The organism is Rahnella bonaserana, assembly GCF_019049675.1.
Classification (GTDB): domain Bacteria; phylum Pseudomonadota; class Gammaproteobacteria; order Enterobacterales; family Enterobacteriaceae; genus Rahnella; species Rahnella bonaserana.
The window spans coordinates 143,982-164,646 of the sequence record NZ_JAFMOW010000064.1; the positions used below are offsets into that span (position 1 = coordinate 143,982).

Annotated in this window: 22 protein-coding genes; 11 read left to right on the forward strand and 11 right to left on the reverse strand. The window is 53.0% G+C overall.

Translation table 11 applies throughout. The annotated features are described in order from the left end of the window. Positions 1–135: 135 nt before the first annotated feature. The 7 genes from J1778_RS14735 (at position 136) to mtr (ending at position 9,022) form a co-directional block, all read left to right on the forward strand. Positions 136–813, forward strand: a complete 678-nt coding sequence (locus J1778_RS14735; protein ID WP_217173806.1) for an SDR family oxidoreductase — start codon at positions 136–138, stop codon at positions 811–813. Positions 814–918: 105 nt separating this feature from the next. Beyond that, the gene (locus J1778_RS14740) at positions 919–1,521 is read left to right on the forward strand and encodes a TetR/AcrR family transcriptional regulator (protein WP_217173807.1); all 603 of its coding nucleotides are present in this window, start codon (positions 919–921) and stop codon (positions 1,519–1,521) included. 61 nt (positions 1,522–1,582) lie between these two features. Next, a complete protein-coding gene (locus J1778_RS14745) occupies positions 1,583–2,506 on the forward strand; it encodes an alpha/beta fold hydrolase (protein WP_217173808.1) in 924 nt (307 codons plus the stop codon). 139 nt (positions 2,507–2,645) lie between these two features. Continuing rightward, entirely contained in the window at positions 2,646–3,884 is a 1,239-nt protein-coding gene (locus tag J1778_RS14750; protein ID WP_217173809.1) for an MFS transporter, read from the forward strand. A gap of 287 nt (positions 3,885–4,171) precedes the next feature. Then, the gene (locus J1778_RS14755) at positions 4,172–5,905 is read left to right on the forward strand and encodes an ABC-F family ATP-binding cassette domain-containing protein (RefSeq protein WP_217173966.1); all 1,734 of its coding nucleotides are present in this window, start codon (positions 4,172–4,174) and stop codon (positions 5,903–5,905) included. Between the two features lie 158 nt (positions 5,906–6,063). Then, on the forward strand, positions 6,064–6,798 hold the full coding sequence (locus J1778_RS14760) for a pirin family protein (RefSeq protein WP_217173810.1): 735 nt from the start codon (positions 6,064–6,066) through the stop codon (positions 6,796–6,798). Positions 6,799–7,777: 979 nt separating this feature from the next. Beyond that, positions 7,778–9,022 carry a tryptophan permease gene (gene mtr, locus J1778_RS14765; RefSeq protein ID WP_217173811.1) on the forward strand — a complete coding sequence of 415 codons (1,245 nt, stop codon included), beginning with the start codon at positions 7,778–7,780 and terminating at the stop codon, positions 9,020–9,022. Positions 9,023–9,046: 24 nt separating this feature from the next. Here mtr and J1778_RS14770 read toward each other — a convergent pair whose 3' ends face one another. The 7 genes from J1778_RS14770 to J1778_RS14800 form a co-directional block, all read right to left on the reverse strand. After that, a complete protein-coding gene (locus J1778_RS14770; protein WP_217173812.1) occupies positions 9,047–9,619 on the reverse strand; it encodes a GNAT family N-acetyltransferase in 573 nt (190 codons plus the stop codon). 147 nt (positions 9,620–9,766) lie between these two features. Further along, positions 9,767–9,946 carry a hypothetical protein gene (locus tag J1778_RS14775; RefSeq protein ID WP_013578204.1) on the reverse strand — a complete coding sequence of 60 codons (180 nt, stop codon included), beginning with the start codon at positions 9,944–9,946 and terminating at the stop codon, positions 9,767–9,769. 106 nt (positions 9,947–10,052) lie between these two features. Continuing rightward, the gene (locus J1778_RS14780) at positions 10,053–10,652 is read right to left on the reverse strand and encodes a flavin reductase family protein (RefSeq protein ID WP_217173813.1); all 600 of its coding nucleotides are present in this window, start codon (positions 10,650–10,652) and stop codon (positions 10,053–10,055) included. A gap of 60 nt (positions 10,653–10,712) precedes the next feature. After that, a complete protein-coding gene (locus J1778_RS14785; RefSeq protein ID WP_217173814.1) occupies positions 10,713–11,567 on the reverse strand; it encodes a metal ABC transporter permease in 855 nt (284 codons plus the stop codon). Further along, a complete protein-coding gene (locus J1778_RS14790) occupies positions 11,564–12,418 on the reverse strand; it encodes a metal ABC transporter permease (RefSeq protein ID WP_217173815.1) in 855 nt (284 codons plus the stop codon). The genes J1778_RS14785 and J1778_RS14790 overlap by 4 nt, the downstream gene beginning before the upstream one ends. Next, entirely contained in the window at positions 12,415–13,194 is a 780-nt protein-coding gene (locus tag J1778_RS14795) for an ATP-binding cassette domain-containing protein (RefSeq protein WP_217173816.1), read from the reverse strand. Before J1778_RS14795 ends, J1778_RS14790 begins: the two co-directional genes overlap by 4 nt. Next, complete coding sequence (locus tag J1778_RS14800) at positions 13,191–14,144, reverse strand: metal ABC transporter substrate-binding protein (RefSeq protein WP_274388770.1); 954 nt, start codon at positions 14,142–14,144, stop codon at positions 13,191–13,193. The genes J1778_RS14795 and J1778_RS14800 overlap by 4 nt, the downstream gene beginning before the upstream one ends. Positions 14,145–14,331: 187 nt before the next feature. On the opposite strand from J1778_RS14800, the gene mntR reads away from it, so the two are divergent. From mntR to J1778_RS14815, 3 genes are all read left to right on the forward strand, one after another. After that, positions 14,332–14,772, forward strand: coding sequence for a manganese-binding transcriptional regulator MntR (mntR, locus tag J1778_RS14805; RefSeq protein ID WP_112286701.1), 441 nt, complete (start codon positions 14,332–14,334; stop codon positions 14,770–14,772). Between the two features lie 283 nt (positions 14,773–15,055). Then, positions 15,056–15,385 carry a hypothetical protein gene (locus tag J1778_RS14810; RefSeq protein WP_338019646.1) on the forward strand — a complete coding sequence of 110 codons (330 nt, stop codon included), beginning with the start codon at positions 15,056–15,058 and terminating at the stop codon, positions 15,383–15,385. Positions 15,386–15,400: 15 nt separating this feature from the next. Further along, positions 15,401–15,940 (forward strand): glycine zipper family protein, encoded by a 540-nt coding sequence (locus J1778_RS14815; RefSeq protein ID WP_217173818.1) that lies wholly within the window; start codon positions 15,401–15,403, stop codon positions 15,938–15,940. A 73-nt stretch (positions 15,941–16,013) separates the two neighbouring features. On the opposite strand, the gene J1778_RS14820 is transcribed toward J1778_RS14815, so the two are convergent. The 3 genes from J1778_RS14820 to J1778_RS14830 form a co-directional block, all read right to left on the reverse strand. Next, entirely contained in the window at positions 16,014–16,826 is an 813-nt protein-coding gene (locus J1778_RS14820; RefSeq protein ID WP_217173819.1) for a Cof-type HAD-IIB family hydrolase, read from the reverse strand. Between the two features lie 117 nt (positions 16,827–16,943). Then, complete coding sequence (locus J1778_RS14825) at positions 16,944–18,113, reverse strand: MFS transporter (protein WP_217173820.1); 1,170 nt, start codon at positions 18,111–18,113, stop codon at positions 16,944–16,946. Positions 18,114–18,200: 87 nt separating this feature from the next. After that, a complete protein-coding gene (locus J1778_RS14830; RefSeq protein WP_217173821.1) occupies positions 18,201–19,199 on the reverse strand; it encodes an ROK family protein in 999 nt (332 codons plus the stop codon). A gap of 143 nt (positions 19,200–19,342) precedes the next feature. Here J1778_RS14830 and J1778_RS14835 point away from each other — a divergent pair, with 143 nt between their 5' ends. Next, on the forward strand, positions 19,343–19,738 hold the full coding sequence (locus J1778_RS14835) for a VOC family protein (RefSeq protein ID WP_120162320.1): 396 nt from the start codon (positions 19,343–19,345) through the stop codon (positions 19,736–19,738). A gap of 13 nt (positions 19,739–19,751) precedes the next feature. Here J1778_RS14835 and J1778_RS14840 read toward each other — a convergent pair whose 3' ends face one another. Continuing rightward, complete coding sequence (locus tag J1778_RS14840) at positions 19,752–20,639, reverse strand: serine hydrolase domain-containing protein (protein ID WP_217173822.1); 888 nt, start codon at positions 20,637–20,639, stop codon at positions 19,752–19,754. Positions 20,640–20,665 lie beyond the last annotated feature (26 nt).

Genomic DNA, 20,665 nt, shown 5'->3' on the forward strand with positions numbered 1-20,665 from the left:
CCATGTGGAAAATCAGACTCCAGCCCATTGTTGCTGAAACGTTGCGGGCTCATACTGCCATTAATACGATTCAGATTTACCCATTTAATGAAAACAACTAACTGATGTTAACACATTGATTACTAAAGGATGAATATGACTGACTCCAAGAAAGCATTGATCATCGGCGCATCGCGCGGTATCGGTTTGGGTGTGGTGGACGTACTCACAAAACGCGGCTGGCAGGTAACGGCTACCACTCGTGATGCCGTACCCGAAAAAAGCCCCGCTTCGGTTGAATGGGTAAAACTGGACATCAATAAATCCGAGGCACGCCAGGCAGTAAAAGACGCGCTCACCGCAAACCATTTTGATCTGATTTTTGTGAATGCAGGCGTGTTTGGTCCGGATCATCAGGATATTCATCAGGCCAGCGATGAAGAAATCCTTCAGCTGTTTTTGACTAACGCCATCTCCCCTGTCCGTTGCGCCGCCGAATTGTTGCCGCTGCTAAATCACCGCACTGGCGTGCTGGCGCTGATGACGTCTGAGCTTTCCAGCCTCAATGAAAACGAAGTGGCAACCTATCCGCTTTATTCTGCCAGTAAGGCCGCACTGAATATGCTGACCCGTGGTTTGCAGGAACAGACCGAAAAACAGGAAGTAACACTGCTTTCCGTCCATCCGGGCTGGGTACAAACCGATATGGGCGGTGAAAATGCCACCCTGACCATAGAAGAAAGCGCCACAGGTATTGTCGATCAGTTCGAAGCCTCGTCCGGTAAAGGCGGCCATCATTTCGTGGAATATTCCGGTCGTAAGTTACGCTGGTAACTTTTCACCCCGTCAGTTCAGGCGGTCGTTGAAAAACGGCTTGCCGTCATTGCAGCTCAATGCCATCATTAGAGAATAAACGTTTCCTAATGATGGCAGCCTTCTATGCAACCTTTCCCTTCCAGAGAACGCGGACGTCCGCGGGAGTTCGACACCGATCTGGCGCTGGATAACGCCATGACTGTGTTTCGTGAAAAAGGCTTTCATGCCGCATCAGTCAGCGACCTGAGCCAGGCGATGAACCTGACAGCGGGCAGCATCTACAAGGCTTTCACCGATAAACGCACTCTGTTTCTCAACGTATTTGAGCGCTACACCTCGCTGCGCAATGCACAGCTGCGCCAGCAGATTGAAGGCCTTACGACCGGGCGCGAGCGCATCGCCGAAGTGCTGCGTTTTTACCTCAAATCCTCGCATGAAATTGAAGGCCGCCGGGGATGTCTGGTCGTCGCAGGTACGGTTGAGTTACTGACCTTCGATAATGAGGTTGCCACGCTGGTTCGCCAGGCAATTACCCGTAATAAAGCGTTTCTGACATCGCTGATCGAACAGGGGCAGCACGATGGTTCGGTCTCAGCGACACTCGATCCCGACGCTGCATCTATGCTAATGCTCTACATCGTGCTGGGAATGCGTGTCGCCGGCAAAGTTGAAAACAATCCTGACGGGGACCCCACGCTGGAACTTGCCCTCAAAATCCTCGATTAAAAATTTTTTACCAATTAGGAAATAATCATTTCCTAATCCATCTCAGTAAAGGAGAAATACCATGACTCAGATTATGCCCTCTGTTGCCGTTACCACTGCGCCATTCAGTTCGCCGGAGGCCACGCTTGCCGGATTTCATCACCATTACGCCAGCGTTGACGGTGTACGAATGCATTACGTGTGTGGCGGAAATCCTGAAGGGGAGGTTTTACTGTTGCTGGCCGGTTTCCCGCAGAGCTGGTTTGCATGGCGTCGCGTTATGCATGCGCTGAAGGAAACTTTCTGGCTGGTAGCACCTGATTTGCCCGGTCAGGGGGATTCCGACCGACCAGAAACCGGTTACGACACACAGAGTCTGGCGCAGAAAACCCACGGACTGATGCAGTCTCTCGGACATAAAAGCTATTTTCTGGTCGCGCATGATGTTGGTGCCTGGGTGGCTTATCCCTATTCGGCGCTTTACCGGGATGAAGTGAAACGGCTGGCGCTGCTCGATGCCGGGATCCCCGGTATTACTTTGCCGGATACGTTGCCGGTCACGCCGGATAAATCATGGAAAACCTGGCATTTTGCGTTTCACACCCTGCCCGACCTGCCTGAAGCATTGATTACCGGCAACGAACGGCTCTATCTCGACTGGTTTTTACGCAGAAAAACAGCGGCACCGGATGCCTTTAGTGAGGAAGATATCAGCGAATATTTGCGCGTTTTCCTCAAAAGCGGTGGCCTGCGCGCCGGACTGGCATATTACCGTTCGGTCACGGTTTCCGCTGAGCAAAACCGTGAGCTGAACCGTCAGGGAAAATTGCAAATGCCGTTGCTGGCAGTGAGTGCCGATCAGGGGTCGATACCGGATATGGCTGTGCCACTGCGTGCTTTCGCAGAAAATGTGACCGGAATTATTATCGCCAACAGCGGGCATTTTATTCCCGAAGAGCAACCTGAGGCGCTTGCACGCGAACTGCACACTTTCTTCGCAATGTGATATGCAGATTTGTTGAATTTTTTATGGTAAAACGGCCGGTAAGATTGTTTGTTAATTATTTGTATCCACAATAATTGCCGGGCTAACTTGTCGCATGCGACCAGCAGACACGGCATCTTTCATTTTTCAGGGATTTGTCATGTCATCTTCTTCCGGTAATCCGGATTCACTGTTACAGCACCGTTCGTTTGTGGCGTTCTGGATAGCCCGCGCGGCGTCCAGTTTTGGTTTTCAGATGCTTTCCATTGTGGTGAGCTGGCAAATTTACTCGATCACCGGAAGGGCATTTGATCTGGGGCTGATCGGGCTGGTGCAGTTTTTTCCCTCTGTCGCGCTGGCGCTGGTCGCCGGACACGTGGCGGATCAGTTTGACCGCCGCCGCGTGGTATTGCTCGGACAAATTGCTGAATGGGTGGCAATTGCCGCGCTGGCATATCTGTCGCTGACTCACCACGTTAATGAAATCATTATCCTCGCCCTGATTTTTATCATTTCGACCGCAAAGGCCATGGAAGCGCCGTCGTTACAGTCGATGCTGCCAGCGCTGGTGCCGCCGCATTTACTGGCACGGGCGATGGCCGCCAACAGCGTTTCAGGTCAGGCCGCGTCTATGATGGGTCCTGCGCTCGGCGGCTTTATGTATGTCGCCGGCGCTGGCGTCGCTTACTCGGTGTGTGCCTGCCTCTATTTGCTATCGATTGTGATGGTCAGCCGTCTGCGTTATGAACAGGCACCACCGCGCCGTGTTCCGGCGACTTTTAAAACCCTGTTCGCCGGGATCAGTTTTATCCGCGCCCGTCCGGATGTGCTGGGTGTCATCTCTCTCGATCTGTTCGCGGTTCTGCTCGGCGGCGCCACCGCCCTGCTGCCGATTTTCGCCCACGACATTCTGCATACCGGCCCGTGGGGACTGGGGTTATTACGCGGTGCTCCGGCAGTCGGCGGGTTAATTGTCGGTTTCTGGCTGAGCCAGCGCGCGCTGAAACGTAACGTCGGCATGACAATGTTTGCCGCCGTAGCGGGCTTCGGCGCGGCGACGCTGGTGTTCGCATTCTCCACCTCGCTATGGTTGTCAATGCTGGCCCTGTTTGCGCTCGGCGGATTCGATATGATCAGCATGGTTATTCGCGGCGCACTGGTACAACTCGACACACCCGACGATATGCGCGGACGCGTCAGCGCGGTGAACTCTATCTTCATCAATACGTCGAACCAGCTCGGCGAATTTGAATCCGGCCTGCTGGCTGCCTGGGTGGGCGCAGTCCCTGCGGCTGCTATTGGTGGCATCGGTACATTGATTGTCGTCGGATTGTGGATGACCTGGTTCCCCGGTCTGCGTAAGCGGCAGAAACTGGAAAATGAGGTTGTTGAGGCGTAACGGCGGATCGGGGAATTTTGAAACTGGAACAATTCAAAATTCCCTAATATAATCAGTTCATTCATTCACCAATTTTATATATAAGGAGGATCCCCATGCTGACCCGTGAATGGTTTTTATATTCACCTGTCTTTGGCGATCGTCGCTGCTCAGGCGTTTCCGGCTCCATGCCGCGATAACCTGTCTGAGCGAAGCTAACTGACAATCTGAGTTCTTCCCTCCGGCTTACCGGTTATCGTCGGCTTTATTGACGAGAGGCATTCTTATGCCCGAAAACCTGAGTAAGCATCATGACTTTACTGTCTGCACAATCTTTATCTTTCGATAATTCTTTCGGCCCTTTGCTGGCTGAGATTTCATTCGGCCTGAAAAAAGGCGACCGCATCGGCCTTATCGGCCACAACGGCTGTGGCAAAAGTACTCTGCTAAAAATCCTCAGCGGTGAACTGGCGGCAACGTCCGGCAGCGTTACACTGGCAAATCAGTGTCTGATGGCTCGCGTGGAACAGCATCTGCCCGAAGAACTGAACCATTACACCCTGCTGGGATCCGTTCTGCATCATCTGCCGCCGGGCCTTCATCAGCCTGAACTCTGGCAGGCGCAGGTCTTACTTTCCACGCTGGGTTTCGATGAATCCGCCTGGCAACTGACCGCCGGCACACTGAGCGGCGGGCAGCACACCCGTCTGCTGCTGGCCCGTGCGCTGATCCGCCAGCCCGATTTACTGCTGCTCGATGAACCGAGCAACCATCTGGATCTGCCGACGCTGTTGTGGCTGGAGCAGTTTCTGAAAAACTGGAACGGCAGTTTTGTGCTGGTTTCGCACGACCGCAGCCTGCTCGACAACGTGACCAACAGCACCTGGATCCTGCGGGATAAAACCCTGCAGTTTATTCGCCTTCCTTGTTCACAGGCCCGTCAGGCGCTGGAGGAAAAGGACGCCTCCGACGCCCTGCGCAGAAAAACGGAACAAAAGGAAATTGACCGCGTCACCAAAAGCGCCAGGCGGCTGGCACTGTGGGGCAGCGTTTACGATAACGAAGGACTGGCACGCAAGGCCAAGCAAATGGAAAAGCAGGTCGACCGGCTGAAGGAGGACCAGACTGACGTCACCGCCGGTAATCAGTGGAAACTGCAGCTGAAAGGCGAAGCACTGGCGGCTGACCGCGTTCTGGCTCTGTCTGGTTTGCAGGTTCGTCCGGCACCGGCTGCTCCGGTTCTGTTCACGCTGGATGAAATGCGCATCAAAAGCGGTGACCGGGTAGCGTTGGTCGGACGTAACGGCTGCGGGAAATCTTCGCTGTTGCAGACGTTGTGGCACGCCTTCAGTCAGACGCAAACGACGCAAACGGGTGTGACTTTCCATCCACGTGTGCGGGTGGGTTATTACGATCAGAATCAGCATCAGTTGCAGGACGATGATTCTCTTTGCGACGCACTGGCGAACTTTGCGCCACTGACCGAAGAACAGCGGAAAATGGCGCTGATTGGCGCAGGATTCCCTTTTATCCGTCATCAGCAAAAAGTGTGCACGCTTAGCGGTGGCGAACGGTCAAGGCTGTTGTTTATCGGGCTGACACTGGCGAATTATTCGCTGCTTCTGCTTGATGAACCCACTAACCATCTGGATCTGGAAGGTAAAGAGGAACTGGCGGAAACACTGAAAACCTTTAGTGGTGCGGTGCTTCTGGTATCGCACGACCGTACGCTCATCGAACAAAGCTGTAACCGGTTCTGGCTGGTGGATGGGCAACGGTTAGAAGAGTGGCATACCCTTGCGCCAGTCTACGCCGTACTGGCGGGCTCTTCCCCGCCTGCTGAACCGTTTGATTCAGAAAGCGGAACTGACGTAATCGACAAAGAAGAAACGGAAGAAGAGCAACTGCTGGCCAGGCTGGTGGTGCTGGAACAACGGCTGGCTGAAGATATAGCGCGTAAACCAAAGCACCAGAAACCTGAGCTACAACGTGAGTGGCAGTCGCAAATTGCCCGGCTGACTGCGTTGCTGAGTCTGGATTAACCGCTGATCTTTCTTTCAGGCCTCAGGGACGGGGCTTTTGTTTCTGATTAATTGGAAAGTTTATTTATGACCGTTACGCTTATATGAAAATAGTATGTTAGAAATTAGGGCTTAACTTCCATCCGAACCCTGCGTTCCTGTCTGCCGCCGGAGAGATTATGTTTAACGTTTTACGTGCTGAACCCAAAACTACCTTTGAATATGGCCCGTTTCGCATCCGCCGTATGCGGCCGGGACACATCCAGCCGGAGAAAAATGATGATGCCTTCGGTCCTCTGAGTGTTATCGATCACGCCATTCTCGATCAGGGCACCCTCGTGAAAATGCACGAGCATAACAACGACGAAATCCTCAGTTATATGTGGCGTGGTTCGATGGTGCATGAAGATTCTGCCGGTAATCGCGTTCCCCTTTCTCCAAAACAGCTGATGATGATGAATGCCGGTGAAAGTTTCTGGCATGAGGAATCCACGCCGCTGGTGTCAGCAGAAATGTTGCAGATATTTATTCGTCCGCGTACGGCAAATCTGGAAGGCCGCGTGCAGTTTATGACACGCCCAGACGGCATAAAGAGCAATGAATGGACGCTGCTGGCAGCACCGGAAGGGATTGAGTCTCCGCTGGAAATCCGGCAGGCGGTGTATGTTTACGACATCCGCATGGATGAAAACACCAGTACGCAGATTCCTTCACATGCGGGATTTGCTCAATGGCTGTATGTGATGGACGGAGAAATCAGCATCGGCGATGTCACTTTGTCAAAAGGCGACGCAATCAGCGATGAGGAAAGCGCATTAACCGCCGCAACTGCGGGCAAAGACACCACGCTGGTGTGTTTTCTGGTTTGTCTGGGCGCACAGGCGGTACTGGAAGGGACTATCAGCGGGAAATAATAACAATCTGATTGTACAAATGAAAAAGCCCCAGTCGTTAAACCGGGGCTTTTAAGGTACTATCAAATTAATATTTAACATTCATCAACTTAATTACGTGTACTGCTTAGGTAATGCTACTGCTAAAGATGTACGTATTTTCACAGGATATATTTTTACTGCCTGGTAACGCTATCCTCCTATAATTTTGTGGAATAACATCAGTATCCTGATCATTTGATTTACCCTTCTGTTTGACATCGGGATAAACCGGTACATCACCCTCGCGATATATACTCTTTGATGCGTGGCCTTACTTTCGTCGCGACATTCTCGATTTCATACTTACGTACCCAAATCGCGAACATTACTCTCACTAACAAGGCGTTACATCATCGCGTTTCGTCCACATCATGCGATTGCACAGCTTTACTGCGTGGCCTTAAAGCGTCATCTCACGGACTTGCAAATAACATCCGGTGTTGAATCACCCAAACTAAAATACTTCGTGGCCTTTATCGCATCTCATTACTAACAAGTTTATCAACTTGTGAATTGCACCGCGAAATAAAAATTTCTTTCCACTTCTCTCTGGTGCTGAGTTCTAATTTACTCGCTATATGTTGTGTGTCAACCCTGTATTTTCGAACAGGCTTTTTTATTCTATAAAGATAAGAAACCGTAATGAAATCTGTGATCTGCGCCAGGGATATCGCGCCTGTGATTAACATGAAAATTGCACAACGATAATATTTTGTACACATTTTCAGCGCTATTTCCCCTGTTCAACTTCCTCAATGCGCTCCTAAGCTTCTTAATGTGCGATTTTGTATCAGCAAACTAGTTCAGCAGTGTACAAACCGCTTCATTTCCACTATATTGCCGCGCTTAAGACCCAAATCGCAGCACAAAACAGCGATTCCTGATCATTATTTAACTCATTTCTTTTTCAGCCATTCTTTCAATGAATTCTGATAAAAGCCACGCGAGGATACGCACTATGGCGACGCTTTCCGTGACCGCCCCGCAACGTTCTGTACTGGGCGGTGCAATGATTATTGGTGGAACGATCATTGGCGCAGGGATGTTTTCCCTGCCGGTGGTGATGTCCGGCGCCTGGTTTTTCTGGTCAGTGGCCGCCCTGATTTTCACCTGGTTTTGCATGCTGCATTCCGGACTGATGATCCTTGAAGCAAATCTTAACTATCCGGTGGGATCGAGTTTCAATACAGTCACCGGCGATCTGCTGGGTAAACACTGGAACCGGCTGAACGGCATCACCATCGCGTTCGTTTTGTATATTCTGACCTACGCCTATATCTCCGCCAGCGGCTCAGTCATCCAGCATACGTTGCGCGAGATGTCCGTGAGCTTTTCTCCCCGCCTCGGCGGTCTGCTGACGGCGCTGGTCGTGGCCTTTATCGTCTGGCTGAGCACGCGCGCGGTGAGCCGCATGACAGCGATTGTGCTCGGCGCGAAAATCATTGCCTTCTTTCTGACGTTCGGCAGCCTGTTATGGCATGTGAAACCGGTGAATTTGCTTAACAGCGTCGAGATCAACCCGAGCTATATGCCTTATGTGCTGGCGACGCTGCCGTTCTGTCTGGCGTCATTTGGCTATCACGGCAATGTGCCAAGTCTGATGAAGTACTACGGCAAAAATCCGCAAATCATCAAGAAGTGTCTGCTGCTGGGTACACTGATGGCGCTCGGGCTGTACATTATCTGGATGCTGGGGACGATGGGGAATATTCCGCGTCCGGAGTTTATCGGCATTGCTGAACGTGGCGGCAATATTGATGTGCTGGTGCAATCACTGGGTCAGATCCTCAACAGCGCCGGTCTGGATTTGCTGCTGACGATTTTCTCCAACTTTGCCGTCGCCTGTTCATTCTTAGGGGTGACGCTGGGGTTGTTTGATTATCTGGCAGACCTGTTTAAATTCAGCGACAGCCGTACCGGTCGCTTCAAAACGGCGCTGGTGACGTTCGTTCCGCCCATTATTGGTGGCGTGATCTATCCCGACGGTTTCATTTATGCGATAGGTTTTGCCGGTCTTGCAGCGACCGTATGGGCGGTGATTGTTCCGGCGCTGATGGCACGCGCATCACGCCAGCGCTTTGGCAGTCCGCTGTACCGCGTATGGGGCGGCAATAAAATGATCGTGCTGGTGTTGCTGTTCGGCGTGCTCAATGCGGCAGTACATATTCTTTCCAGCGTGAATTTACTGCCGGTATATCGTTAACTGAAACTGAGTTCCGTACCCCTGTTACTCAGGGTGCTGGTAAAAGGCCTGCACCCTGAGTGGTTCAAACGTGAAAATCACATATCCCCTTCCATTCAGTTCAAATTCCCCCGCTTCATCCATCGGATAGTGGCGATGAATAAGCAGCGATTTGTGGTTTTCTTTATCCACAAATGCCACGCCAAGGGTGAAATCCTTCTGCAATGTCCGGCAGATGTGCAGCAGCAGTTGGGTCAGTATGCCTTTGCCACGAAATTCCTTTCTGACGCTGACCGGCCCGTAGAGAAAAATCTGCTCTGCTTTCGCGAAGCCGCTTTCCAGCACTGTCTGATAAGCAGCTTGCGCAGTGCCATGTTTTGTCAGACTGCCGGGCGCAGTCATCGCAACACCGCAAATCACATCCTGCCCTGCGCGCTGTTCACGGCTGACAAACACGCCGCTGCCAGTCTGGAATTTATTCAGCATCGCGGCATCCATCGTGCCCTGAGTAAACCCTTCTTGTTCGCGTTGCTGCGCCGTGAGGTTATCGCCCTTCGATGCATTTAAAATGCTGAGGATTTCCGGAATATCTGCTGCGTTGGATTTATCTATTTTCATCAATGAACCGGCCCATACAAGAGTGAAATAAGGGTCAGTATGGCAAAGACAGAGGAAGGACAAGAGGATTTCTGAGGGAAGAACATCACGCAGCCTGCTTTTTGCGTAATACAAACAGGCCGCGATTACAGAGAAGGTCGTTAACGTTTAAGCTTTATTCACTGACACAATTTCTTTGATGAAAGTGAAGTTAGAATCACCGTGATCTGTTTTGATCGTCGGGTAAATTCTTTCTCCTTTCTTCACAAAGCCAGTCACTTCATGGGTTGAGCCGTTCTTGACAGTAAAGCTATCGCCAACACTGATGGAACTTGCTACTTCGCTCATAACAATCCTTAACTCTTACTTCATTGAACTTCAGTAAACCCGTTTACTACTGCCCGATGGTAGGCCTTTCTTCGCCAGGTAGCCAGCGGCGTCGGTAAACACCGCGTCAGGACAAGGATGAGTTCAGGTCGGTATTCGCGTTCAGCGGTTCACCGGTCGCGTAAAACTGACCGCCGGCGATGTAGTGCAGACTGCGCAGCGTTGGGTCGGCATCTTCGAAATGCCAGTGGCCGTCTTTGAAAACACGGGTATCAGCCCAGGCACCCACAATTTCACCGATAAACAGGTCGTGCGCTTGCTGATTATGAGGCTCAGGGATCAGTTTACAGGCCAGCCAGGCGGTACAGCCTGCGACGAACGGCAGATTGCCATGGCCTTCCATGCGAAACAGTTCTGCACCGCAATGCCGTAATTTATCCCGATCATTTCTCAGCGTCCGGGTACCTAAATCGTAGGTCATTTGCAGCTGTGCCACGGTTGGCACCTGAATAACAAAAAATCCACTTTGCTCAATCAGTTCACGGGTTCTGGCAATTTTATCCAGTACCACGGTGAGTTTTGCCGGTCTGAAATCCAGGCCGCATACCCACGAGGCAGACATCACGTTGTCGATGCCATTGTGATGCGCGGAAACCAGCGCCGTCGTGCCATGGTTAATCAGACGGTAAGCTTTTTCCAGTTCGACAGGAGCAAATTGTTGTGTCATCAGAATCTCTTTTAATAAGGAATACTTGCACGCCAGCATGCCAAACCTGCGCTGCGGGCACTATGCATTCGGTGCGGCCCGGCGGGATTTAAACGGTTTACGCAAAAGATGCACCGCTAGTGCCAGCAGAAAAAGCAAAGCCTGAATAAGCACGATCGCCGGTCCGGTCGCTGCGTCAATATAAAAACTGATAAAAGTGCCGGAAACGGCGGCAATAAGTGACGCCGTCACGGCAACCATCATCATTTTGGGCAGCGTTTTACACAACAGAAATGCAGTAATGCCCGGTGTGATCAGCATCGCGACCACCAGCACCACGCCAACGGCCTGCAGTGCCGCCACAATGGTCAGCGCCAGCATACACAGCAACGCGTAGTGATAAAAACGTACCGGCAATCCGACCACTTTCGCCTGCACCGGATCGAAACAAAACAGCATCAGATCTTTGAATTTGATGATAATCGCCAGCGTCACCCCCAGGGCGATGACCAGCGTTTGCAGCATTTCACTGTCAGTCACGCCCAGCACGTTGCCGAACAGAATATGGCTCAGGTGCTGTTCAGTATTTACACGGGAAAACAACACCAGACCGGCGGCAAACATGCCGGAGAAGACAATGCCCATCACTGAATCTTCTTTTACCCGGCAATGCTCTTTAATAAATCCGGTGGCTATCGCGCAAAACAGACCGGAGCCAAACGCGCCAATCACCAGCGGGATCCCCGCCAGATAGGCCAGCACCACGCCCGGCAGCACCGCGTGTGAAATTGCATCGCCCATCAGCGACCAGCCTTTGAGCACCAGAAAACAGGAGAATATTGCGCAGACAATACTGGTCGCCATGGCGGTCAGCAGCGCGCGCTGCATAAAGTCGAAGCTCATCGGCTCCATCAGTACATCAAACCAGGACATCATGCGCGGCTCCGGCGTTTAATACGCAGCTGACTGACCAGCCAGCCGTGTTTTGGCGCGAATAAAAACGCCAGCAGAAACACCGTGGTTTGCAGACAAACGATGACTCCGCCGGTTGCGCCATCCAGGTAATAACTCAGCCATGCGCCCGCTGCGCTGGTGATCGCGCCAATAATTACCGAAATAATCAGGACATGGGAGAAACGATCAGAAAGCAGATAAGCGGTTGCACCCGGCGTGATCACCATCGCAATCACCAAAATTGCACCGACGGTTTGTAACGCCGCCACGCTGCAGGCGCTGAAGATTGTGAAGAAAATGATTTTTAGCCACAACGGAGAAAGCCCGACCGAAACCGCATGGGCCTCGTCGAAAAATACCGCCAGCAGGTCGCGCCAGATCACACACAGCACCAGCAGGGAAACGCCGACAATAATCTGCACCTGCAAAATATCAGCGTCATCGATACCTAAAATATTGCCGAACAGAATCGACTGCACGTTGACAGATGTCGGATTGAGGGAAACCAGCAACAGCCCGAGCGCAAAAAAGGTTGAGAAGACGAAGCCGATGATCGCGTCTTCGCGCAGCTTTGTGAAATGGCGCAACAGCGTCATGGAAAGCGCCGCCAGAATGCCGGTACCAAAGGCACCAATGGCATACGGAAAGCCCAGCGCGTAAGCTCCCGCAACGCCCGGCACCACCGAGTGCGACAGCGCATCGCCCATCAGCGACCAGCCTTTGAGCATCAGATACGCTGATAAAAATGCGCACACCGCACCAACGCCGGCACTGACCCAGATGGCTTTGACCATGTAGTTGTACTGGAACGGCTCCAGCAGCAGTTCCGTCATACCGCCCGCCTCACCGGTTCCTGTGGGACTAAATAACCGATATTCCGCAACGCGCCGCCAAAGGTATTTTCGAGATTATGGGGAGTAAACGTCGTTTCGATGGCACCGGCCGCGATAACCGTGCGGTTGATCAGCACCACGCGGTCGCAGAAATCCGGCACGCTGGCGATGTTATGCGTCGAAACCAAAATCAGATGCCCTTCTTCGCGCAACTGGCGCAGGAGTTCGATAATGGCGTTTTCGGTTTTGATATCCACACCGGTAAAGGGTTCATCGAGCAACATGACGCGCCCCTGCTGTGCCAGCGCCCGCGCCAGAAAGACGCGTTTTTTCTGCCCGCCTGAAAGCTCACCAATCTGCCGGTGCGCCAGTTCAGTCAGCCCGACACGTGCCAGCGCTGACGCCACCTGTTTTTTGTCCTCGGCCGACGGGATCCGCAAAAACGACATTTTGCCGTAACGCCCCATCATCACCACATCACGCACCAGCACCGGAAAGTTCCAGTCCACCTCTTCCGACTGGGGTACATAAGCAATGAGGTTTTGTTTCAGTGCTTTCGCCACGTTCAGCCCGTCCAGCGTCACGCTGCCATGCGTCGGGCGGATAATCCCCATGATGGTTTTAAACAGCGTGGATTTCCCGCTGCCGTTAACGCCGAGCAGCGCGCAAATTGAACCCCCGCGCAGGATAAACGAGGCATGTTCAATCGCGGTATGACCGTTGTTATAGGTCACCGAAATATCGTCAACGTTGAGATGCAGCACAGCTTCGCTCATTGTCCGAACCCTTCTGCGATAGTGCCTACCGTGACTTTCAGCAGGTCGATATAGGTCGGAACCGGACCATCAGCCGCTGATAACGAATCGACATACAGCACGCCGCCGTATTTCGCGCCGGTTTCTTTGCTGACCTGTTTCGCCGGTTTGTCTGAGATTGTGCTTTCACTGAACACCACCGGGATTTTTTGCTGACGCACCAGATCGATGATTTTCTTTACCTGCAGTGGCGTGCCTTGTTCTTCGGCATTGATCGGCCACAGATAGGCCTCTTTCAGCTCGTAATCTTTCGCCAGATAACTGAACGCGCCTTCACTGGTGACTAACCAGCGCTGCCCTTCCGGGATTTTTGCCAGCCGTTCACGCAGCGGCGCATCAAGCTGGCTGATTTTTTGCGCATAATCTTTGGCGTTACGGTCATAGGTTGCGGCGTTTTCGGGATCATATTTCACCAGCGCCGCACGGATATTTTCGACGTACACCAGCGCGTTTTTAGCCGACATCCACGCGTGCGGATTCGGATTGCCCAGATACGGCCCTTCCTGAATCGGCAGCGGCGTTATGCCATCCGTTACGGTTACTGAAGGCACATGTTTGATGTTGGCGAAAAAGCGGCCGAACCAGCGTTCGAGATTGAATCCGTTCCACAGGATCAGATCGGCAGATTGTGTTTTCACAATATCCCGCGGTGTGGGCTGATAATCGTGGATTTCCGCGCCAGGTTTGGTGATCGACTCCACGGTGGCGGCATCACCGGCGACGTTCTGCGCGATGTCCTGGATCACCGTGAAAGTGGTCACCACCTTAAACTTTTTTTTATCTTTACTGGCTGCCTGATCTGCCGCCTGCGCGTTGCCGGTGATCAGCGCCACAATCATGCCCACCAGCATCAGCCGCAAGCGAAACGGTGAATGGCTGAATAATTTTAAGATGTCTCGTCCATTTTCCATGAAATCTCTCCTGTACTTCTGCGCGTCAAACGGCGGTTTATTATTCAGATATAGCACAGGCTATACTCCATAGCCAAGGCAAAGTTTTCATAAATTGGTAGATATGTGGACTTGGTTTACAATGCGTGGTTGCTGCGGTGAGCGCGGCTGCGGTGGAAAACCGTCAAGCAAGAAAGAGGCAGGCGTAGTGAAAGATAAAAAAATGAATCCATTACTGGATGTGGAAGAACACGCGCAGGGTTTCTTACAGGTGCGCGAGGCGCATCGCCGGGAATTAATGGATGATTACGTTGAGCTGATTTCAGATTTAATTCACGAATTTGGCGAAGCGCGACAGGTGGATCTGGCCGCGCGTCTGGGTGTTTCCCAGCCTACGGTGGCCAAAACCCTGAAACGCCTGGCCAATGCCGGACTGGTTCACCAGTTGCCTTATCGGGGAACGTTTCTGACACCGGAAGGTGAAAAACTGGCGGCAGAAAACCGCGAGCGTCATAACGTGGTTGAAGCGTTTTTCATCGCGCTGGGTATCAGCGCAGAGACTGCGCGCTTAGATGCTGAAGGGGTGGAGCATCACGTCAGCGATGAAACGCTGGAAGCCTTCAGACGTTTTACAGCAAGTAAGAAATAACACCTTAAATCCGAATTTTTAATTCTTAGCCCGGATTTGCTGTGGCAAAACCGGGTCTAAAATATGAATCCCCCGCCTCTCAAACCCTGAACGTAAACAAACGTTTGCTGCTGAATTTTTTGGTCACAATTGCTGCCACAGCCTTGTCGTATTCACCCTAATCCCCCTCCAACCTTTTATCCGCAACCGGCGTATCTTTACCCTCAGGAGTGGTGGATTTTTTATCACTCCGGACATCCGGTCAATATGCTTCGAGGTCGTTATGAAAAGGCTGTTGTTGTTGATGCTTACTGCTGGCGCGCTGATGTCGGCCAGTTCTGCGTCGTTCGCCTACGGTTATTATGGGCATGGCTACTATGGTCACGGCTACGGTCACGGTTATTATCATGGCGGCTATTATCGCGGCTGGTATGGGCCTGACGTGGTGATTGGCATTCCTCCGCCGGTCTATTACGGGCCGCCTGCCGTCGTTTACGCTGCGCCGCCACAGCCGCAAACTTATGTCGAGAAACCCCCGGCTTATGCGTATTACTGCCAGAATCCTGCGGGATATTACCCGCAAGTCCCGGCCTGCCCGCGCGGCTGGATGAAAGTGGTCGCAGGCCCACGTTAACAGGCGATAAAAGTCATGAACAGGTTTACACCGGTGGCGGTACTCGCCTTAGCCGCGGCCTTATCCGGCTGCGTTTCTCCCCCAACCCGGCCCGATGTGATGGTATTACCCGGTACGGGAAAGGATTATCAACAGTTTCAGATCGATGAAATGTCCTGCCGCAATGCGGCCTACAGCAGCGTGAACGGCGGCGCGCAAACCGCCAGTAATAATGCTGCCGGTACTGCTGCAGCAGGAACCGTTGTCGGCGCGGCAGCCGGGGCACTGATCGGCGCAGCGTCTCATCAGGCCGGACCGGGCGCGCTGATTGGTGCAGGCAGTGGTTTGCTGATAGGCAGTGCGATGGGCAGTAATAATGCTGGTGCCAGCAGCGGCGATTTACAGGATCAGTACGATACGGTGTACACACAATGTATGTACGCCAAAGGCAATAAAGTTCCGGTAGATGCCCGTGACGGCTACAGTTCGGATCAGCCATCGCAATCGCCGGTTCCGCCGGATTATTATCCTGCGCAGCCCGGCAACAACGGCGTTCCGCCAGACTACGTGCCTTAATCTTCATTGCACCATACTAAAAAGGCTGCCGTGTTATGCGGCAGCCTTTTCGTTTTAATGCACGCTGACCAGGTTAAGCGAAAGGGGCGCGGCCGTTCAGTACGTCATCAATCACTTTCAGCACACCCTCATCACGGTTGGATGGCGCGACGTATTTCGCGGCGGCTTTCGCCGGTGCCGAGGCATTTTCCATCGCAAAACCGTAACCGGCGTAGCTGAGCATTTCCAGATCGTTGCCGCTGTCGCCAAAGGCCAGCACTTCGTCATCACGGATACCATAAATCTGCTGGATTTTTTGCAGACCACAGGCTTTGTGGTTCCCGCTGATGATCAGATCCACAGAGCCATGTCCGCTGGTCACCGGTGCAACAATCCCGCCAAGGTTTGCATTAACTTCACTCATCAGCGGATAGACATCGTCTTCCACGTAACTCAGCGCAAATTTGAAAATCGTATCGTCGATTTCTGCGTAATGCTGCACTTTTGTCAGGCGGTGATAGTAACGGCGCATACGGCTGATGAAATCCTCATCAGTACCGGCCAGCACATAAGCCCCATTGCGACCGCAGACAATGGTGTTGATGCCCGGCGTGCGGCTTATCCAGTGCAGCACCTGAGTCACCTGTTGCGGCTCAAGCTTGCCGCAGTAAATTTCCTTTTCCTTATCGACCACATACCCGCCGCCTTCCGCAACGTAAGCAATCTGTGTATCGAGATCGTCAAAGAAGGATTTCAGCTGGTAATACTGGTTGCCGCTCGCCACCACAAATTTAATGTCACGTTGCAAAAGTTGCTGATATTGCTCGCGAAAGCGGGCTTTATTGTATTCCTGCTGCGGATTGAGAAAGGTTCCATCCATGTCTACGGCGATAAGTTTTACGGCCATTACTGCTCCTTACAGAGTCGGATTCTACATCAGTCAGGGTAAAAGAAGGCTGACGTTTTTTACGCGTCAGCTGGCAAATTTGCCACTCAGTTATAAATCATTGGTCTTTGAAAACAATCAATACTTCAGCTTGTATGCGCCAAACGTGATAACCAGAAACGCCGCCGCGACCGCCGAGAATGCGACATACAAGCTGGAAAGATGCGCAATAAAGCCGATCAGCGCCGGACCACCCAGCACGCCGAGATAACCGAGCGTCGCCACCATCGCCACCGCCATATTGACCGGCATCACTTTTTCCTGACCGGCCAGCGTAATCAGCACCGGAACAATATTCGCTGCGCCTATCCCGACCAGCGCAAAACCACACAATGGCAGGATCCAGCCCGGCAACAGCACAACCATCAGATAACCGGCGATACCCAAAACCCCGCCGATAATCAGGATCCGTTTGCGCCCCAGTGCACTGACAATCGCATCACCGGTCAGGCGCATCAGCGACATCGCTACGGCAAATACCGCAAAGCCCCAGCCCGCATGTTCCAGCGCCAGACCGCGGTCCTGGGTCAGGAAGACACCGCCCCAGTCCAGCACCGCGCCTTCGGCCATAAAACAAATCATCGCCATCACCGCCATCAGCACCAGACGGAAATTCGGTCTGGCTTTCGGCTGGCCTTCTTCAGGATCCTCATGCGCGCCAAACGGTAACATTCCGCGATAAGAATACGCCGTCAGCGCGATAACCAGCACGACGGCAAAAAACGTGCTGCCGAGCGGCGTGATACCGGCACTGAGCAGCAACGCACCGCCACCGGCTCCGGCGATCCCGCCCACGCTCCACAGGCAATGAAACCCTGACATCAGTGGTTTATCCGCGGCCTGTTCCACCAGCGTGCCCTGCACATTGACGGCTACATCCGCCAGCCCGATGCCCATGCCGAAAATAAACAGGCTGAGCGCCAGCAGCCAGATGTCACTGAACACCGCCAGCAGCGGCAACATCAGACAGTACAAAATGACCGCCGCGACGATCACTGCCCGACAGCCAAACTTGCCGATAATCCGTCCCGACCCAAGCATCGACAGCAGCGAACCGGCACCAAGACACAGCAGCAATAACCCGAGATCACCCGCCTCTGAATGCGTCCGCAATTGGGCATAGGGAACCAGCGCCGCCCACAGCCCCATCGCCATGCCGGTGACAAAAAATATCGCCCGCGTCGCGACACGCCGGACAGGACTTCCGGCATGAATATCGTTGTGCGCAATTTCAGATGACAGTGACATCAGGTTCTCCCGCGAGGTGAAGTTAGTTATTAAAAGTCTTTTAATAAGTCCGCAGTATAAGGGGGCGAACAACAAAGTCAACCGGCGTTATTCACCGAAAGCAATGTGCAGATTGTAGTTGCTGAGCGTCAGTTCCGCGATGCCTTGAAGATAATCCTGACGCATCGACGGGCGGTAAGTCAGCTGCGGCATATGCTGTGCGGGAATGCGCTGCAGGCAAAGCATCTTCAGCTCAGGCAGCAGTGCTTCACTTATTTTCGGGCCGGAAAGCGCGATGGTGGCCGGGTTGATAATGGCGGTCAGCGAGACAATCACTTTCGCCATTTCTTCTGCGACCGGCAGTTTATCCAATCCTTCAAAAGGCAGATTTGACACTTCCCCTGCAAACTGGCTGGCACCCTGTAATACCTGACCATTAATCACCATGCCACAGCCCAGACAAGGCACCTCCGGTTTAAAGAGATAGGCCACCGGCGCGGTGATGCCCGCACAACTGCTGCGGTAAAACCCCCAGGCGGTGTAGTTCATGTCGTTATCTGCCTGAACATAGATCCCGAACTGTTCACGCAGTTGCTGCTCCACCGCCACTCCGGCAAACACGCTGATATCACAGGTTGCGACGGTTCCTTTTACCACCACGCCCGGCAGGCCAATGCCCAGTGCTTTAATATTGGGATAGTCCGCCAGCAGGCTGCCAATTTGCTGATAAAACGTCGCCAGCGTCAGCGGTAAAAAGCGGATTTCACCCTGCGCCAGACTTTCACCGGTGGCTGAATTCACCGACCAGACAATCTGTGCGGCAGCGTCGCTGCCCTGCGCGTACAGGCTAAGTACCGAGAAATAGTTCGGGTTATACGCATAGCGCTGCGCCGGACGGCCGCCACGCGAGACTTCGAGTTCCAGCGCCAGCACTTCGTGCCGCTGGCTCAGGTCATTCAGCACTGCGCCGCAGGTGGCGATACTCAGACCGGTGACACCCGCCAGTTCCGCCTTCGTCGCCGAGCCCAGAGATTTCAATGCATTCGTCACCAGCACGACATTGTTTATCTTCATTTCACGGGTGGTACGGTTTGAAGGGATGATCATGTTGCCTCGGGAATGCGCGTAAGAATGGGGGGTAATTTAGCACGGATCCGGCGGCACGACTTTTTAGAGATCACATTCAAAAAACGGCAGAGCGGAAAATAACCCGCTATAACAAGGGGGACTGTTTCAAAAGGAGAGCGATTTTGATTTCCCATATTTGTATTGGCGTTTACGATTTTGAACGGGCTTTCACTTTCTATTCGGCGGTGATGGCGGCACTAGGGCATACCCTCAAGTTTTGCGACAGGGAAAAACCCTGGGCGGCGTGGATGGCACCGGATTCGCCAAGGCCGCTGTTTGTTATCGGCCAGCCGCATGACGGCGAACCTGCCAGTGCGGGTAATGGTCAGATGCTGGCATTACTGGCAGACAGGCGTGCTACCGTGGATCAAATCTATCAGTTTGCGATGGCAAACGGCGCGACAGATGAAGGCGCGCCGGGACTACGCCCGCATTATCATCCGGATTACTACGGTGCTTATTTTCGGGATGCCGACGGTAATAAGCTGTGTATTTGTTGCCATCATCCTGAGGCCTGAAGCTTTGGCCCTTTTACCCGAAGTTCTGTACCCGCCGGCCCAGCTCGGTTTCTGCCACGCCTTCGTGATGTCCGTCAGTGAAGCAGGCACCGGTCACCGGTTCGCGGAGATCCGGGAAGTGATAGACCGCGTTCACGCATGACGGGCCGCCGCCTGAATGACCGGCTGATCGCCCAGCTGTACCCATCGCGCCGCTCATCAGCCCGAGCGCATAACCGCATTCGGTCCACGGACGTCCTTCAAGGGCACCACCGAGCGGAATTGTCACCTGCATTTCAGCCAGCGACGGGGCGCTCAGCAGTTTTCCGCTGAATAATCCGTGCAGCAGTCTGGCCGCGTCCCGCACATTTCCCGCCAGACAGCCGTGATACACCCAGCCCGGATGGTATTTTCCGGCGGCTTCGCAGCGAAGTTGTGCGAACTCCTCGCGCGTGGTGACAGGCGCAATACTGGTCAGTCCGAGCGGTGTCGAGATGAACGCCTCCACCAGATTTGCAAAACTCAGCCCTGAGGCGGCTTCTATGTTTTCACGGGCCAGCATGTAGCCAATGTTGGAATAAGACCACCCTTCGCCCGGCGCAAATAGCATACCTCTGGCTAACGCGGCACTGAGTAATTTTTCGCGTGACCAGGGTTCCTCTCCGGCGGCCACGGCGTCGTGATAATCTTTCAATGCGCCATAATCCGGCAAACCGGCGGTGTGGTTAAGCAGTTGCCGCAGCGTATAAACCTGACCCCCGATGAGGCTATCCAAATCCAGAGATCCGTTTTCACTGAGCTTCAGCGCGCAAATTGCGATCACGGTTTTCGTGAAACTCCAGTAAGGGAAACGGGCTTCAGTATCTCCTTCTGCCCTCTCTTCGCCGGAGCCTGAAATACAATAAGAATGGAAACGCTGCATGGCTAACCTCTTCATATCAAAGAAAA

Bases quoted from the DNA above. Each gene is read 5' to 3' on its own strand.
- J1778_RS14735 (WP_217173806.1), top strand. From the start codon at position 136: ATGACTGACTCCAAGAAAGCATTGATCATCGGCGCATCGCGCGGTATC.
- J1778_RS14740 (WP_217173807.1), top strand. From the start codon at position 919: ATGCAACCTTTCCCTTCCAGAGAACGCGGACGTCCGCGGGAGTTCGAC.
- J1778_RS14745 (WP_217173808.1), top strand. From the start codon at position 1,583: ATGACTCAGATTATGCCCTCTGTTGCCGTTACCACTGCGCCATTCAGT.
- J1778_RS14750 (WP_217173809.1), top strand. From the start codon at position 2,646: ATGTCATCTTCTTCCGGTAATCCGGATTCACTGTTACAGCACCGTTCG.
- J1778_RS14760 (WP_217173810.1), top strand. From the start codon at position 6,064: ATGTTTAACGTTTTACGTGCTGAACCCAAAACTACCTTTGAATATGGC.
- mtr (WP_217173811.1), top strand. From the start codon at position 7,778: ATGGCGACGCTTTCCGTGACCGCCCCGCAACGTTCTGTACTGGGCGGT.
- J1778_RS14770 (WP_217173812.1), bottom strand. From the start codon at position 9,619: ATGAAAATAGATAAATCCAACGCAGCAGATATTCCGGAAATCCTCAGC.
- J1778_RS14775 (WP_013578204.1), bottom strand. From the start codon at position 9,946: ATGAGCGAAGTAGCAAGTTCCATCAGTGTTGGCGATAGCTTTACTGTC.
- J1778_RS14780 (WP_217173813.1), bottom strand. From the start codon at position 10,652: ATGACACAACAATTTGCTCCTGTCGAACTGGAAAAAGCTTACCGTCTG.
- J1778_RS14785 (WP_217173814.1), bottom strand. From the start codon at position 11,567: ATGATGTCCTGGTTTGATGTACTGATGGAGCCGATGAGCTTCGACTTT.
- J1778_RS14790 (WP_217173815.1), bottom strand. From the start codon at position 12,418: ATGACGGAACTGCTGCTGGAGCCGTTCCAGTACAACTACATGGTCAAA.
- J1778_RS14795 (WP_217173816.1), bottom strand. From the start codon at position 13,194: ATGAGCGAAGCTGTGCTGCATCTCAACGTTGACGATATTTCGGTGACC.
- J1778_RS14800 (WP_274388770.1), bottom strand. From the start codon at position 14,144: ATGGAAAATGGACGAGACATCTTAAAATTATTCAGCCATTCACCGTTT.
- J1778_RS14810 (WP_338019646.1), top strand. From the start codon at position 15,056: ATGCTTACTGCTGGCGCGCTGATGTCGGCCAGTTCTGCGTCGTTCGCC.
- J1778_RS14815 (WP_217173818.1), top strand. From the start codon at position 15,401: ATGAACAGGTTTACACCGGTGGCGGTACTCGCCTTAGCCGCGGCCTTA.
- J1778_RS14820 (WP_217173819.1), bottom strand. From the start codon at position 16,826: ATGGCCGTAAAACTTATCGCCGTAGACATGGATGGAACCTTTCTCAAT.
- J1778_RS14825 (WP_217173820.1), bottom strand. From the start codon at position 18,113: ATGTCACTGTCATCTGAAATTGCGCACAACGATATTCATGCCGGAAGT.
- J1778_RS14830 (WP_217173821.1), bottom strand. From the start codon at position 19,199: ATGATCATCCCTTCAAACCGTACCACCCGTGAAATGAAGATAAACAAT.
- J1778_RS14840 (WP_217173822.1), bottom strand. From the start codon at position 20,639: ATGCAGCGTTTCCATTCTTATTGTATTTCAGGCTCCGGCGAAGAGAGG.